At 57.0% G+C, this 15,884-nt stretch carries 13 protein-coding genes; 5 read left to right on the top strand and 8 right to left on the bottom strand.

The features are described from left to right. Positions 1-10 precede the first annotated feature (10 nt). Positions 11-625 (top strand): YagU family protein, encoded by a 615-nt coding sequence (locus tag ACOTXT_RS05395; protein ID WP_333164467.1) that lies wholly within the window; start codon positions 11-13, stop codon positions 623-625. 46 nt (positions 626-671) lie between these two features. On the opposite strand, the gene tldD is transcribed toward ACOTXT_RS05395, so the two are convergent. From tldD to mreB, 7 genes are all read right to left on the bottom strand, one after another. Beyond that, on the bottom strand, positions 672-2,117 hold the full coding sequence (tldD, locus tag ACOTXT_RS05390) for a metalloprotease TldD (protein ID WP_021242283.1): 1,446 nt from the start codon (positions 2,115-2,117) through the stop codon (positions 672-674). Positions 2,118-2,201: 84 nt separating this feature from the next. Beyond that, positions 2,202-5,999, bottom strand: coding sequence for an AsmA2 domain-containing protein YhdP (gene yhdP, locus ACOTXT_RS05385; RefSeq protein WP_333164472.1), 3,798 nt, complete (start codon positions 5,997-5,999; stop codon positions 2,202-2,204). A 41-nt stretch (positions 6,000-6,040) separates the two neighbouring features. Further along, entirely contained in the window at positions 6,041-7,510 is a 1,470-nt protein-coding gene (gene rng, locus ACOTXT_RS05380) for a ribonuclease G (protein ID WP_008502847.1), read from the bottom strand. Further along, positions 7,500-8,093, bottom strand: coding sequence for a Maf family protein (locus tag ACOTXT_RS05375; RefSeq protein WP_008502848.1), 594 nt, complete (start codon positions 8,091-8,093; stop codon positions 7,500-7,502). Before ACOTXT_RS05375 ends, rng begins: the two co-directional genes overlap by 11 nt. Before the next feature lie 9 nt (positions 8,094-8,102). Beyond that, entirely contained in the window at positions 8,103-8,591 is a 489-nt protein-coding gene (gene mreD / locus ACOTXT_RS05370; protein ID WP_008502849.1) for a rod shape-determining protein MreD, read from the bottom strand. Beyond that, positions 8,591-9,607 carry a rod shape-determining protein MreC gene (mreC, locus tag ACOTXT_RS05365; protein ID WP_008502850.1) on the bottom strand — a complete coding sequence of 339 codons (1,017 nt, stop codon included), beginning with the start codon at positions 9,605-9,607 and terminating at the stop codon, positions 8,591-8,593. Before mreC ends, mreD begins: the two co-directional genes overlap by 1 nt. A gap of 62 nt (positions 9,608-9,669) precedes the next feature. After that, positions 9,670-10,713 (bottom strand): rod shape-determining protein MreB, encoded by a 1,044-nt coding sequence (gene mreB / locus ACOTXT_RS05360; RefSeq protein WP_000913396.1) that lies wholly within the window; start codon positions 10,711-10,713, stop codon positions 9,670-9,672. Between mreB and ACOTXT_RS05355 the strand changes: the two genes are divergently transcribed. Beyond that, the gene (locus tag ACOTXT_RS05355) at positions 10,682-10,915 is read left to right on the top strand and encodes a hypothetical protein (RefSeq protein ID WP_162269491.1); all 234 of its coding nucleotides are present in this window, start codon (positions 10,682-10,684) and stop codon (positions 10,913-10,915) included. The genes mreB and ACOTXT_RS05355 overlap by 32 nt on opposite strands. Before the next feature lie 80 nt (positions 10,916-10,995). On the opposite strand, the gene csrD is transcribed toward ACOTXT_RS05355, so the two are convergent. Continuing rightward, positions 10,996-12,936: an RNase E specificity factor CsrD gene (gene csrD / locus ACOTXT_RS05350; protein WP_421625291.1), complete on the bottom strand. Its 1,941-nt coding sequence runs from the start codon at positions 12,934-12,936 to the stop codon at positions 10,996-10,998. Positions 12,937-13,118: 182 nt separating this feature from the next. On the opposite strand from csrD, the gene ACOTXT_RS05345 reads away from it, so the two are divergent. From ACOTXT_RS05345 to msrQ, 3 genes are all read left to right on the top strand, one after another. Then, the gene (locus tag ACOTXT_RS05345; protein WP_021242287.1) at positions 13,119-14,093 is read left to right on the top strand and encodes an MDR family oxidoreductase; all 975 of its coding nucleotides are present in this window, start codon (positions 13,119-13,121) and stop codon (positions 14,091-14,093) included. A 77-nt stretch (positions 14,094-14,170) separates the two neighbouring features. Further along, on the top strand, positions 14,171-15,172 hold the full coding sequence (gene msrP / locus ACOTXT_RS05340) for a protein-methionine-sulfoxide reductase catalytic subunit MsrP (protein WP_008502853.1): 1,002 nt from the start codon (positions 14,171-14,173) through the stop codon (positions 15,170-15,172). Continuing rightward, positions 15,173-15,772 (top strand): protein-methionine-sulfoxide reductase heme-binding subunit MsrQ, encoded by a 600-nt coding sequence (gene msrQ, locus ACOTXT_RS05335; RefSeq protein ID WP_008502854.1) that lies wholly within the window; start codon positions 15,173-15,175, stop codon positions 15,770-15,772. Positions 15,773-15,884 lie beyond the last annotated feature (112 nt).

Below are 15,884 nucleotides of genomic sequence, written 5' to 3'. Positions count from 1 at the left end.
AGGAAAAGAAATGAATCTATTTGAACAAACACCGCCTTCACGCAGGCGCTATGGACTCGCCGCGTTCATCGGTTTAATTGCAGGGATCGTCTCCGCTTTTGTCAAATGGGGAGCCGAAGTGCCGCTTCCGCCACGCAGTCCCGCCGACTTATTCACCGGCGCATGCGGACCTGAGCAATTAATAAGAGCCGCAGGTCAGATTGACTGCTCCCGCAATTTTTTAAACCCTCCCTATGTATTTTTACGCGACTGGCTTGGCGTTGCCGATCCTAACGCAGCAGTTTATACATTTGCCGGACATATATTTAACTGGGTCGGCGTAACGCATATTATTTTCTCCATCGTCTTCGCTGTTGGCTATTGTGTCGTGGCTGAAGTCTTCCCGAAAATTAAACTCTGGCAGGGTTTGCTGGCGGGTGCGTTAGCTCAGCTCTTTGTGCATATGATCTCCTTCCCGCTGATGGGGTTGACGCCACCGCTGTTTGAGCTGCCGTGGTATGAACACGTGTCAGAGATCGTAGGCCATCTGGTCTGGTTCTGGTCGATCGAAATTATTCGTCGTGACTTGCGTAACCGCATCACACACGAGCCGGATCCGGAGATACCGCTGGGTAACTTACGTTAAAAAAAAGGCGCTACAGATGTAGCGCCTTTTTTTATGTTTGCTCAGGTCAGGCTGTGCCGCCCACCGTCAGGTTGTCTACTTTCAGCGTTGGCTGGCCCACGCCCACCGGCAGGCTCTGGCCCTCTTTACCGCAGACGCCCACGCCGTTATCCAGCTTCAGATCGTTACCGACCATGGAGATCTGCTGCATGGCTTCAATACCGGAGCCGATCAGCGTTGCACCTTTCACCGCTTTGGTCACTTTGCCCTTTTCGATCAGATACGCTTCTGAGGTAGAGAAGACAAACTTACCGGAGGTGATATCCACCTGGCCGCCGCCAAAGTTAGGCGCAAAGATACCGTAATCAACGGATTCGATAATCTCCTGCGGCGTGGATTTGCCCGGCAGCATGTAGGTATTGGTCATGCGCGGCATTGGCAGGTGCGCGTAGGACTCACGACGGCCGTTACCCGTTGGCGCAACGCCCATCAGGCGCGCGTTGAGTTTGTCCTGCATGTAGCCTTTCAGCACGCCGTTTTCGATCAGCACGTTGTACTGGCCGGGCGTACCTTCATCGTCGATAGCGACCGAGCCGCGACGATCGCGCATGGTGCCATCATCCACCACGGTGCACAGTTCAGAGGAGACAAGTTGACCAATCTGACCGCTGAATACCGACGTTCCGCGACGGTTAAAGTCGCCTTCCAGACCATGGCCCACCGCCTCATGCAGCAGCACGCCCGGCCAGCCGGCACCCAGCACCACCGGGAATGAACCCGCCGGCGCCGCGACGGCATTCAGATTCACCAGCGCCATGCGCACGGCTTCTTTTGCCCACGCGTCAGCTCGCGCTTCACCGTCAACGTCGCCCAGGAACCAGTCATAGCCAAAACGACCGCCGCCGCCGCTTGAGCCGCGCTCGCGTTTGCCGTCCTCATCGACCTGCACGCTGATAGAGAGACGCACCAGCGGACGGACATCTGCCGCCAGGGTACCGTCCGTTGCCGCCACCAGAATCAGTTCATACACACCGCTCAGGCTGGCTGAAACTTCCTGCACGCGTTTATCTGCCGCGCGCGCCACTTTGTCCACGCGGCGCAGGATATCCAGCTTCTCTTCACGGCTCATGCTCTGCAGCGGATCGATGCTGGTATAGAGCGCAGAGTGCTGCACTTCTCCCAGGGTTTTCACGCGACCATCGCCGGTATCACGCACAATGGTGCGCGCGGCCTGCGCGCTCTGCTCAAGTGCGGCGAGGCTAATCTGATCGGCATACGCAAAACCGGTTTTCTCCCCGCTGACGGCGCGGACGCCAACGCCCTGGTCGATGTTGTAAGAGCCATCTTTAATGATGCTGTCTTCTAAAACCCAGGATTCGTGATAGCTCGACTGGAAATAAAGGTCGCCGTAGTCGAGACGGCGTTCGGTCAGTTGACCAAGAATGGAGAACAGGTCCTGATGGTTCAGGCCGTTCGCTGCGAGCAAATGTTCACTTACCAGGTTCAGACTCATCGTATTGCTACTCGTTCGTTGCCGCCCGTGGCGGTATAAAGATCGTATTTATTGAGAGTGAGGCAATTACCTGCCCACGTCAAATCATTGCTGTGCATCTTTGCGCGGCTGGCGCAGCACCTCGTTGATCTGCGGTTTATCGACCGGACCGGTAATGCGGTAGCGCAGAATGGAGACCTTGCTCCACAGCGGCCCCAGCACTTTGCTGGCGGCAAACACCGCCGCACCGACAATCGGGTTCACCACGAAGGCCGCCGCAACGCCCACGCTCGCGGAAATTTCCGGCGCCACCACGGCTTCCATATCCAGCTCGCGGCGCACGAGGTTGACCGAGCCTTTCATGGCGATATCCGCTTCCAGGCCATCCACCAGCGTATCGTCCGTATGCAGAACGCCGTCCTTGATCCACGCCGTACTGCGGATGGAATCGTAGTAGAACCCTTCGCTGAAGGTATCGCTGAAATCGAAGCGCAGCTTGCGCAGCAGCGCATCAAAACTCAGCAGGCGCAGGATCTGCCCGGCGCGCCCCGTGCTCACGTCGGCGATTTCACCTTTGCCGAAGCGGGTTTTCAGAATGCCGTTCAGCGAGGCCTCATCCGGCTTCCACGGGGCGTCGCGCCAGTGAAGATCGTAATCGACGTCAAATGACGAACCGCGCAGCGGCGTGCTGATGCCAAAGAAATTGGCTGCCGCATCCAGTTTGTTGCCTTTAATGTCGCCCTTGAGGGACGTTCGCTGCTCGCCCGGGTTATTCACCCATTCCCCGCCTGCCGTCATGCGGCCAAAGCCGGTGTCGATCAATCCTCCGGTGAGCGTAAGCGTATTTCCCTGAATGGCAAAATCACCGTCGATACGGCCATATTTCTGTCCCCACAGCCAGCACTCCGCGCAGCGCAGCTGGAGATCCGGCCAGCCGCTAAAATCGACGCGGGAGGTTTGACTCAGCGGCGAGGCATCCGCCGGTTTATCTTTACTCGCGGCGGCCGGGTTGTAGTAGAGATAGCGGATCGCCGCCTGCCACGGCGCGTGATTGCGCATGGTCAGCGTGCCGTTGATTTCCCGGCCCTGGGCCTCCACTTTCGTACCGTTAGCAGCAGGCTGCGAGACAATACTCAGGTTGTTCCACTGCTGCCCGCCCAGCATCAGCGACGGCGTGCGTACGGTAATGGTTTGCGGGAACTGGGCGGTTTCATCAACATTTTGCCCAACGCCTTTCTGGAACAACGCCAGCCACTCTGCACCGTCCATCGGCGGCAGATTCAGCTCAACGCCCGTCTGCTCTGGCAGCGGCGGCGTGGAGCGGCTATCCGTCGTCCAGATGGCCCTGTCGAGGGTGAGCTTGCGGTTAAGCAGCCAGCGGCTGTTGAAGTGGTTCGTCCCGCCCGCGTTTCCGGTCAGCGCGAAGCTGTTCAGGTTGCCCTCGACGTTCAGCTTCACCGGCAGCGGCTGTCCGGCCTGTTTATCCAGCGGCGCAGGCAGCTGGCTTCGAAGATTCTTCAGATCCCCCGTGATGTCGACCTTGTACTGGGCACCCGCGTGATAAGGCAGGTCGATTGCCACTTTACCCTGCCAGGCGACCGCCCCCTCCACCGACGCCTCAATCGGCTTCGGCAGGACATCCATTCGCGCTGGCTGCCAGTTACCGTCCAGATTGACGGCCACCTGATACGCCTTTTCACCCTCTGTGGTCGTGAAGTCGATATTCACGGGCTGATTAAACCAGCTGGCGGTCAGCGGCTCGCTCTTCAGGTTACCGTTCTCAAAGCTGAACTGCCCGCTGAGATTTTTCAGGGTGCTCTCAAGGGGTTTAATGTACAGACTGTTGTTCTTCAGACGGACGTCGCCTTTCGCGGTGGTCATCTCACCGTCCAGCGGGATATCAAGATGTAAGCGAGCATTCACATCGCCATCAAGCTGCAGTTGCTGAAGCGTCGCCGCCAGCGACTCTTTCAGGGGGGTCTCCTCAAAGTACGGTCCCACCGCCTTGCCGGGACCGTTGATGTCGGCATCAATCAGCAGCTTCTCTTTTGAGTAGTCCGGAATGTTGGCCGTCAGGTTGCTGGCCGTCACGCCGCCCAGCGCCACGCTGTCGGACTTCATCCACAGGCCGTCATTGAGGAAGTTAAGTTCGATATCCAGGTTTTTCAGCGCGGGCCAGCCCGGCTGGAACGCGAAGGTGGCGTCATGCAGCGGCACCAGAACCTGGAACTGACCTTCATTATGTTTGTACGGGAACAGATGGGGGTTACCGCCGTAGACCAGCGTGGCGTTTTCCGCCTGACCCCCCTGAATCGCGCCGCTCAGATAGTCGACCAGCGCTTTACCCATCAGGTTTTCCGGGAAATAGCGCCAGGCCTGCGAGCCATCATCGGTACTGATTCCGGCCAGAATACCCAGCCACGGCTCGTCCCCCTGCGGTTGCAGATAGCGGAAGTCACCCCGCGCGTGTACCGCTTTAGCTTTGACGTCGATATGGCGACCATCGAGCTGGAAGCCCTTATCGTTACGGAGCCAGTTAAGCACTGCGTTGCCCTGTTCGATTTCCAGCGGTGCGCGGAAGACCGTCTCGTACGGCATTCTGGCGTCGTGCATATCAACCGTCAGCCTGCCGTTCTCCACGCTGCCTTCCAGCTTGCCGCTAAAGTGCTCCGCACCCGGCAGCAGCTTCCACTGCTTCCAGGCAAGATCTTTCCATGTTGCCTGGAAACGGGTTTTTTCCGTCGCCTGAAGCGGGATATCCAGCGCCAGAGAATCGATCTTTCCGCTCGGCTGCGTAGCCAGCCAGATCTCGCCCAGGTCTGGAGAGAGCTTTGCCGCCATTGAGCGCAGCCCTTCAATGGCGGCCAAATCCAGGTTGCTGGCGCGGATGCGCAGCTCGTCGCTGCGTTTACTGGCCGTGCCGCCAACGTCCTGCTCCGGCATCCAGGCCAGCGTCAGCGCACCGCGCGGCCACGGCTTGCTGTCCATCGCGATCCGCGTATCGGGAATGGCAAACTGCCAGCCCTCTTTCTCCTGCGTCACGTGGGCGGTGAGGTTATCGACGGAAAGCTGATGCTGTTGTTTTTCGCCTTTCCAGCTCGCGCCCCCCTGCTTGAGCCAGATATCACCGCTGGCAAATTCGCCTTTCGTCAGGGTCAGCCAGCCTTCAAGGCTGAATCGGGCCGTTTCCAGCTGCATATTCTGCTGGAGCCAGTCGCCCAGCCACGGTTTGACGTCCACATCGTCGGCCTGCAGCCAGACTTTGCCGTTATTTAGCAGACCGTCATCGTCACGCAGATCCATGCGCACCTGCATCACGCCGTGCTGACCGTTCAGGCTGGAGAGACTCACCTGCCCCTCAGCGCGGTGCCGGTTCCTGCCGTTGAGCCAGGTCAGCTGGGGGATCGCCAGTTCCGCACGCTGGCCGGAAAGGGTAATAAAGCTCACTTCGCTGTCGCGCAGATCGAAATGATCGAACTGGCGCAGGAAAAGATCGCTAAAACGGTTGGCCTCAAGCCCCTGGCTGCTGTCGCCGCCCGAGATGGGCGTATTGGTCAGAAACTGAAGCTGATAAAAGGTGAGATCGCGAAACTGCCAGCGCAGATGCAGCAGGCTTTGCCAGACGTCCAGCGCCAGGGTCACGCGTTTGATTTTGAGGTGGCCGCCATCTTTCAGGCTGGCGTTGATATCCCGCACATCGAGCGTCGGGCCAAAATTCTGCCAGCTGGCGCTTACCTGGCTGACGTTCACCGGCACGCCGGTGGTGGATTCGATTTTTGCCAGCAGCTGCGGACGCCAGCTGTCCAGATGCGGTAAAACGAGGCGTAGCCCGCTCACGAGCAACGCGACAATCACGACCAGCGTTGCCCCTGTAAGCAATAAAATCCCCGGCAATCGCCTCACGCATCTCTCCTTGTCAGCTTTGGTCACGCAGCGTACTGCGCTTACATCATCACGACGTCAAACTGCTCCTGGTTATAGAGCGGTTCAATTTGTACTTTTACCTGTTTGCCGACAAAGATTTCCACTTCCGCCAGCGCGTGTGACTCTTCGCCTTTCAGCGCTTCAGCCACCGCAGGGGAAGCATAGACCAGAAAACGATCGGAGTCGTAGGCATGATGAACACGGACGATTTCACGCATGATCTCGTAGCAGACGGTCTCAACCGTCTTTACCGTTCCGCGTCCATGGCAGGTCGGGCATTCATTACACAGCACATGCTCCACGCTCTCGCGGGTACGCTTACGCGTCATTTCCACCAGCCCCAGTTGTGAGAAGCCGTTGATGCTGGTTTTCACGCGATCTTTACTCAGGGCCTGCTCAAGCGAGTGCAGCACGCGGCGGCGATGGTCTTCATTACTCATATCGATGAAGTCGATGATGATAATGCCGCCCAGATTGCGCAGACGAAGCTGGCGCGCAATGGCCTGCGTGGCTTCGATGTTGGTGTTGAAGATGGTGTCGTCCAGATTGCGATGACCGACAAACGCGCCGGTGTTGATATCGACGGTGGTCATCGCTTCGGTCTGATCGATGATCAGATAGCCGCCGGACTTCAGTTCAACCTTACGCTCCAGGGCACGCTGGATCTCGTTTTCGACATCATAGAGATCGAAGATCGGCTGACGCCCGGTGTAGTGCTCCAGCAGGCCAGGCATCTCCGGGATATATTCAGCGGTAAACTCCAGCAGCGCTTCATACGTCAGGCGGGAATCCACGCGAATGCGGTCGAGCTGCGCGTCGGCAAAGTCACGCAGCACGCGCTGCGCCAACGCCAGCTCACCATAGAGCTGATAGCGGGTCTGGTTGCGTTTTTTACGCTCCATCACTTTTGTCCAGACGCGCTTCAGGTAAGCCGCATCTGACGCCAGGTCTTCCTCGCTGATCCCTTCCGCGGCGGTGCGGATGATAAATCCGCCCTGTTCATCGCAGTAGGCGCTGACGACTTTCTTCAGGCGCTCGCGCTCGCTTTCGCTCTCAATACGCTGCGAAACGCCCACGTGCGACGCGCCGGGCATAAAGACCAGATAGCGGGAAGGTAAGGTGATATCGGTGGTCAGACGGGCGCCTTTGGTACCAAGAGGATCTTTCACCACCTGCACCATTAAGTCCTGCCCCTGACGCACCAGTTCAGAAATGTCGCGCACGGCAAACTGCTTTTGCTCTTCGCCCGCGACGCACTCGGTGTGCGGCATGATGTCGGAGGCATGTAAAAATGCCGCCTTATCCAGTCCAATATCTACAAAAGCCGCCTGCATACCCGGCAGTACACGACTGACACGACCTTTGTAGATATTGCCTACTATTCCGCGCCGCGCTTCACGCTCAATATGAATTTCCTGAAGAATGCCACCGTCAATATAGGCCACACGGGTTTCCGATGGCGTTACGTTTACCAACAATTCAGCCGTCATAATTATCCCTTCCCTCACGCAGTGAGTTAAAATTGCTCAGCAACTCATACGTTTCCACCAGCGGTAAGCCGACTACGGCGTGATAGCTGCCATGAATCTTCCTGACAAAACAGCCACCCAGCCCCTGAATACCGTATGCACCTGCTTTATCCATCGGTTCACCGCTGGCAATATAAGCGGCGATCTCGTCGTCGGTAAGTACTCTGAACGTGACATCCGTCACCACCAGGCAATCCAGCACGTGCTGGCGGTCCGCCAGCGCGACGGCCGTCATCACCTGATGCGTTTGCCCGGACATTTTGCGCAGCATGCGCGCCGCGTGTTCGGCGTCATGCGGTTTCTCCAGCACTTCACCGTTAAGGATAACGATGGTATCAGCTCCCAGCACGGGCAGATCGCGCGGCACGCAGGCCACGCCCGCCTGCGCTTTCTCGCGCGCCAGACGTGACACGTACTGTTGAGCACTTTCGCCCTCAGCACGTATTTCTTCAATGCCGGTCACGATGCGTTCAAAAGAGACCCCAAGCTGCGTCAGGAGTTCCTGACGGCGCGGGGAGCCGGAAGCGAGATACAAAGACGTCATAGAAACCTTTTATTGCACAGCAAACTGCTGGCGAACCTTACGCATCAGCAGGAATAGCCACGGCCAGAGCACACCGTTTACTACACTACTCCAGAACACTTCCGGTCGGAAAGAGACGTTGATCACTAAAAACTCTGCCCAGAAAACAACGATATCCGCAGCAAGCGACAACAGCATCACGACCAGGGCCTGTTGCCAGAGCGCGAGGTTACGGAAGAGCTGGAATTTCAGTGCGACGAGGTACGCAATAATGCTCATGGACAAGGCGCGTACGCCCAGCGTAGAGCCACTAATGAGATCCAGTATGGCACCCATCACAAAACCCGTGCCGACATTTACGCGATGCGGCAGGGCAAGGATCCAGTAGAGCAAAATGAGCAAGACCCAGTTTGGCCGGAAAACGAGAATGTTATCCGGCCAGGGCATAATCTGCAGCAACAGTGCAATGAGGAACGAGAGCCAGATGACCCAGCGTCCCTGGCTACGATAGCTTGCCACTACTGCCCTCCCGAAGAGAGTTTAGGCGGTGGCGGCGCATCCGGCAGCGGCTGCGTTAACCCCGTTGCCGGTGCCGGGACTGGCGCAGGCGGCCCCATAGAGTCCGCTGGCGGCAGAACCTGCGGCATCATCTGCATCAGGCGTTCATTTGCCACACGATGGACCTCTTCAGGCGTCATCGGGTTAGTACCGTTACGATCGGCGCCCCACAGCAGCAGCAGGTAGCGCAGACGCTGTAAACCGGCGGTTGGACGCGCCTGAATCACGGTATAGGCACGCTGCGTATCCAGCTTCACCGAAGAGACCACCGCAACCGGATAGCCTTCAGGGAAGCGGCCACCCAGACCGGAGGTCACCAGCACGTCGCCCACGCGGATATCCGTGTTGGCCGGCAGGTGTTCCAGCTGCAGATCGTCCGTACAGCCGTTCCCGGCCGCAATCACGCGGATATCGTTGCGCAAGACCTGGATCGGCAGCGCATGCGTGGCGTCGCAAATCAGCAGCACGCGGCTGGTCAGTTTGGCGACGGCAACAACCTGGCCTACTACGCCTTTATCACTGATGACGGGCTGGCCTTCATACACCCCGTTGACGCTCCCTTTGTCGATCACAACCTGATCGCTGTAAGGGTCGTTCACGGTGGAGATCACCTGGGTAACCATCTTCTGCTCATCCTGACGCAGCGGCGAGCCGAGCAGCTCACGCAGACGCGCGTTTTCCTGCTTGTATTGCCCCAGCATCAGAAGTTCGCTGTTTTTCAGCAGCAGTTCCTGGCGTAATGCCCGGTTTTCAAGTTCGAGCTGGTCTCGTGAAGACAGCGTTTGAGAAACGGAGTCGAGCAGTTCACGGGGACCATTTGATATAAAGTAGAAAGGACTGACGGCGGTATCCATGTACGTTCGGATCTGGCTGAACGTACCGAGGCGGCTATCGGCAATAATGACCCCAAGCGCAACCAGAACCGCCAGAATGAGGCGAAACTGTAGCGATGGGCCACGGCTAAAAATTGGCTTCATAGGCTATGCGTATTCTCGCGTCAGAGAGAAAGGGTAGCAAATTGCTACCCTCTCAAACTCGACTACTCTTCGCTGAACAAATCGCCGCCGTGCATGTCGATCATTTCCAGCGCCTTGCCACCACCACGGGCGACGCAAGTCAGTGGATCTTCTGCAACTACGACAGGAATACCTGTCTCTTCCATTAACAGGCGGTCGAGGTTACGCAGCAGCGCACCACCACCGGTCAGAACCATACCGCGCTCGGAGATATCGGACGCCAGCTCTGGTGGGCACTGTTCCAGCGCGACCATTACCGCACTCACGATACCCGTCAGTGGCTCCTGCAGTGCTTCTAGAATTTCGTTGGAGTTCAGGGTGAAACCGCGTGGAACACCTTCAGCCAGGTTGCGGCCACGTACTTCGATCTCGCGCACTTCATCGCCCGGATATGCAGAGCCGATTTCGTGTTTGATACGCTCTGCGGTGGCTTCACCGATCAGAGAGCCGTAGTTACGGCGCACATAATTAATGATGGCTTCGTCGAAGCGGTCACCACCGATACGTACGGAAGAGGAGTACACCACGCCGTTCAGAGAGATAACGGCCACTTCAGTGGTACCACCACCGATATCCACCACCATGGAACCGGTCGCTTCAGACACAGGCAGACCTGCACCGATTGCCGCCGCCATTGGCTCTTCAATCAGGAACACTTCACGCGCACCTGCACCCTGAGCAGATTCACGGATTGCGCGACGCTCGACCTGGGTTGCGCCAACCGGCACACACACCAGAACACGCGGGCTTGGACGCATGAAGCTGTTGCTGTGAACCTGCTTGATGAAGTGCTGAAGCATTTTTTCAGTCACGAAGAAGTCAGCGATAACGCCGTCTTTCATTGGGCGAATAGCGGCGATGTTGCCAGGGGTACGACCCAGCATCTGCTTCGCGTCATGACCCACAGCGGCTACGCTTTTCGGCGAGCCTGCACGATCCTGACGAATGGCCACAACGGAAGGCTCATTCAATACGATGCCTTGTCCTTTTACATAAATAAGGGTATTCGCAGTACCCAGGTCAATGGACAGGTCATTGGAAAACATGCCACGAAATTTTTTCAACATACTAAGGGATAATCCTGAAAGCTGGGGCGGAAAACAAAATCCGCTTACTTTACCAACCACACGCAGCAGCGACAAGGCGCAAAAATCATCTGCAACGGTGAAAATTTGTGCAGTACGTTTCCTGATGTTACAAAATCATCCCCTGACTCCCTCAGGGCTGAATAAACAGCAGCATTCCTTACTGACCTTTGTAACCCGTTAAAGGTCGTTCACTGGCTTTTTGCTCGACATACTCAAAGCTACAGGCGCGATATTCTACGTGAAAACAGCGTAAACGGCAGGTCAAACCGAGTATCTTTGCAAATATTTTTTCACATTGGTGTCAAGCGGCTGAGAGGCAGCAAAAAAATCCCCCTGACCACCCATTACACCGCGCTCTGTTAACATTTGCCATTCGCCTCTGGCGCGCACGCCCGCGGCAAAGACCTGTGTTCGCGTTCCTTTGCACGCCTCAACCAGGCTCTGTACCAGCAGCTGGTTTTCCGTGCGCTTTTCAATATTCCTTACCAGCCCCGGATGTAGCTTTAATAGCTCCACATCCAGCTCCTTGATCCAGTTGGTGCTGACCAGCGTCAAACCTGCCTGCGTCACCGCGACGCGCGCGCCGAGCGCGTTGATCAAACGAACCACCGGACGTAACCGGCTGATGTGTTGACCTACATCCGCCTCAGCAAGTTCAAAAATAATGCGTTTGCGTTGCGATTTTTCGCATTGCATTAATGTATCACGCAGCCAGCGCTGAAAACGCGGGCGTATTAATGACTCCACGGTGACCTGTAACGCCAGGCTCTCTTCAGGCCAGAATGATAAAAACGGAATCAAGCGGCTAATTTGCTGACGGTCATACTCTTCGGACAGCCCAAATTGCAGCACCATTGGCAGATATTCCGCAGAAATAACCTCTTCCGTACCGTCAAAAATACGACACATCAGTTCACGGTGATGAACGTTGTCGTTTTTCATGACCGCGGGTTTTTGATAAATACGCGGTCCGCCGCGACTTAGCATTTGCTCAATCAACGTACGCCAGCGCACGTTACCGCGCCCTTTTTCCGGCAGCGAATCATCATAGACCGCCCATCCGTTCGCTCCCTGCAGCACGGCGTTGCGGGTGGCCGCTTCCGCATGCTCCATCACCTGTTCTGTCGATTGTCCGCCACGCCAGGCGCAGATCCCCATGTGGACCATATCATCCCTGTCGAGCATTTTGCTCTGCGGCAGCGCATCAACCGCCTTCAGCAGCTGGCTGGCGATGCTTTCCGACTCCTTCAGCGTCCGATGCGGCAGCAACACGGCAAAGTCGCTGCGGTGGTAGCGGGCCAGCAGCGCGCCCGGGTAGCGCATAATAAAGGTGGAGAGCAGGTTGATCAGCGTAAAGAGATTTTCTTCCGCAGCCCGCTGTCCCCAGGTGTCGCGCAGGAGATCGAAATCAGGCAGGCGAATCATCATCACCACCCCGTGCGTCCCCACTTTTTCCGAATCGTCGAGCAGCGTGGCGAGCTGATTATCAAAGAAAAGGCGGTTGTTGAGGCCGGTTTTATTATCCTGCGCGGCATAGGAGCGGATCAGCGTATCCATACGGCTGCGCTGGTCGCTGGCAAACTGGATTTCCGAAAGCAGCGTATCCAGCGCGCTGCTGGCGCGTGACGGCCATTCGTGGACTGAACCACGGACCTGCGGGCCGCGTTCACCGTTAAGGATCCGCACGGAGCGCATCTCCAGCAGCTCCTGGCCGGAGAGCTGGCGGCGCAGCCAGCGGACCGCGAGAAAGATCAGCAGGACGATAAACGCCACCGCGACGGTGAGCGGCGCGGTGGTCATCATGGAACGGAAATAGCTGGCCATCGGATCGAGATAGACCATGTGTATGGTCATCCCCGGGTTTTTAAGGGAATGTACGGTCACTTCCCGATACTGGCTCACCACGCCCGCAGGCCGATAGCTTCCCGGGCGTTCGTGGCTTAACACACGATGCTTTCCCTGCTGAATGTCGATCTGAACAATATCAACAGGTACCATCAACTCATCGAGCTCCCTGGAGAGTGCCGGTAGCGGCGTCGTCAGCAGACGCGTATCAATTACCGACGCGACAGACTGTACCCGGTTAACCAGCTTGTCCTGAATGGCGTTATAAAAGCTCAGAGAGCAGCCCAGAAGGGTGACAAAAATGGTAAGCCCCGTCAGCAAGGTGATAAAAGCTGAGAACTTCGTCGTTAATCGCATCCTTGAGATTACTCCGTGGGTTGATGGGGTAGCGAGTAAGCGCTAACTTGCATTTCAAATGCGGCATACTACCAAATCGGGTGTATCTGGCAATTTATTGCGTTAAATCGGCACTGCGTTTCCCTGAGCGAGTATAGTCTTCAGAAATTATTTTCCAATCAAATGAGTCGAGAGGACCCCGTATGCAGGCTTTGATCTTAGAACAGCAGGACGGCAAAACGCTTGCCTCAGTGCAGGCGGTAGAAGAGAGTCGCCTGCCGGAAGGCGAAGTAACCGTCGACATCGACTGGTCCAGTTTAAATTATAAAGATGCGCTGGCGATTACCGGGAAGGGTAAAATCATCCGAAATTTCCCTATGGTGCCGGGTATTGATTTCGCTGGCCGGGTACATACCAGCGAGGATCCGCGCTTCCATCCGGGCCAGCAGGTCCTGCTCACCGGCTGGGGCGTAGGTGAAAATCACTGGGGCGGGCTGGCCACGCAGGCGCGCGTGAAGGGCGACTGGCTGGTGCCGATGCCGAAAGGCATGGATGGCCGCAAGGCGATGATCGTCGGCACGGCAGGCTTTACCGCGATGCTGTGCGTGATGGCGCTGGAAGACGCAGGCATCCGCCCTGAATCGGGGGAAGTTGTCGTCACCGGTGCCAGCGGGGGCGTGGGCAGCACGGCAGTGACGCTACTGCACAAGCTGGGCTATCAGGTTGCGGCGGTTTCCGGTCGGGAAAGTACCCACGATTACCTGCGCCAGCTCGGTGCAAACCGCATTCTCAGCCGTGAAGAATTCGCCGAAACCCGTCCACTGGAAAAACAGGTCTGGGCGGGCGCGGTGGATACCGTCGGTGATAAAGTGCTGGCAAAAGTCCTGGCGCAGATGAACTACGGCGGCTGCGTGGCCGCCTGCGGACTGGCGGGCGGATTTGCCCTGCCAACCACCGTGATGCCATTCATTCTGCGTAACGTCCGCCTGCAGGGCGTGGATTCCGTGATGACACCTGCGGCTCGTCGTACTGAGGCATGGGAACGTCTGGTGCGCGATTTGCCGGAATCTTTCTACACCCAGAGCGCCACGGAGATTACGCTCAGCCAGGCACCGGACTATGCCAGTAAGATCATGGATAACCAGTTCCACGGTCGCGCGCTGGTGAAAATCGCCTAATCTTCAAATTTTCGTGACATATTCGCGCGAATCACTCTCCTCCGTCATGCTTAGGAAAACGCATGACGGAGGATGCCATGAAAAACCGAAAACTGACGGAAGCCGACGTAACGTCCGAGTCTGTCTTTATGTTACAGCGCCGCCAGATCCTGAAAATGCTTGGCATCAGCGCCACCGCGCTCTCGCTCTCGCCTTCGGCTCACGCTGACCTGCTCGACTGGTTTAAAGGCAACGATCGGCCGAAGGCCCCTTCCGGCGCCCCGCTCACCTTTACGAAACCCGCCCAATGGCAGAACAAACTGACGCTTACGCCAGAAGATAAAGTGACGGGCTATAACAACTTCTACGAATTTGGCCTCGACAAGGCCGATCCTGCGGCCAACGCCGGTAGTCTCAAAACCGATCCGTGGACGCTGAAAATCGACGGCGAAGTGGCAAAACCCCTGACGCTGGACCACCACGATCTGACCACCCGTTTCCCGCTCGAAGAGCGTATCTACCGCATGCGCTGCGTGGAAGCCTGGTCGATGGTGGTGCCCTGGATCGGCTTCCCGCTGCATAAATTGCTGGCGATGGTGGAGCCCACCAGCAACGCAAAATATGTCGCTTTCCAGACGCGCTATGCGCCGGACGAGATGCCGGGCCAGAAAGACCGGTTCATTGGCGGCGGGCTGGAGTATCCCTACGTTGAAGGGTTACGCCTTGACGAAGCCATGCACCCTCTTACGCTGCTGACCGTCGGCGTTTACGGCAAGGCGCTTCCGCCGCAGAACGGCGCGCCCATCCGTTTAACCGTGCCGTGGAAATACGGTTTCAAAGGAATTAAGTCTATCGTCAGCATTAAGCTCACCCGCGAGCGTCCGCCAACCACCTGGAATCTGGCGGCTCCGGACGAATACGGTTTCTTCGCCAACGTGAATCCGCACGTGGATCATCCGCGCTGGTCGCAGGCGACCGAGCGTTTTATCGGTTCCGGCGGCGCACTGGACGTGAAGCGCCAGCCAACGCTGCTGTTTAACGGTTATGCGGATGAAGTGGCCTCGCTGTACCGTGGCCTCAATTTACGGGAGAACTTCTGAGTGCGTTTAACGGCAAAACAGATTACCTGGCTGAAAGTGCTGCTGCATTTAGCCGGAATACTCCCCTTTCTCTGGCTGTTCTGGGCCGCCAGCCAGGGGCTTTTTAGCGCCGATCCGGCCAAGGATATCCAGCATTTTACCGGTCGGATGGCTCTGAAATTTTTACTGGCCACCTTGCTCGTCTCGCCGCTGGCGCGCTACGCTAAACAGCCACTATTGATACGCACCCGTCGGCTTTTGGGGCTATGGTGTTTTGCCTGGGCCACGCTGCATCTGACCAGCTATGCCCTGCTGGAACTGGGAATTAACAATCTGACACTGCTTGGCCGCGAACTGGTGACGCGCCCTTATCTGACGCTGGGTATTGTGAGCTGGGTGATTTTACTGGCGTTAGCGCTGACATCCACGCAATATGCGCAGCGAAAGCTGGGCCGTCGCTGGCAGTTGCTGCATAACTTCGTCTATCTTGTCGCGATCCTCGCACCCATTCATTATCTGTGGTCGGTGAAGATCCTCTCTCCGCAGCCGGTCCTTTACGCGCTGGCGGCCGTGGCGCTTTTAGCATGGCGTTACAAGAAGTTCCGCCAGTGGTTGCGATAGTTCGCGAAACTGTGCGTTTTCCCGCAGATTGCCTCTCAACCGCAAATCTTTTTTGGATTGCGGTTGATAATCTTCCCTGATAAGACCAGTATTTAGCTGCCAAATGCTACGA

Origin of the sequence: Enterobacter cloacae complex sp. IR5422, from assembly GCF_049238165.1 — a bacterium.
Lineage (GTDB): Bacteria > Pseudomonadota > Gammaproteobacteria > Enterobacterales > Enterobacteriaceae > Enterobacter > Enterobacter roggenkampii.
Note: the sequence above shows the minus strand (reverse complement) of the source record. Positions and strands in the feature narration are given on the sequence as shown.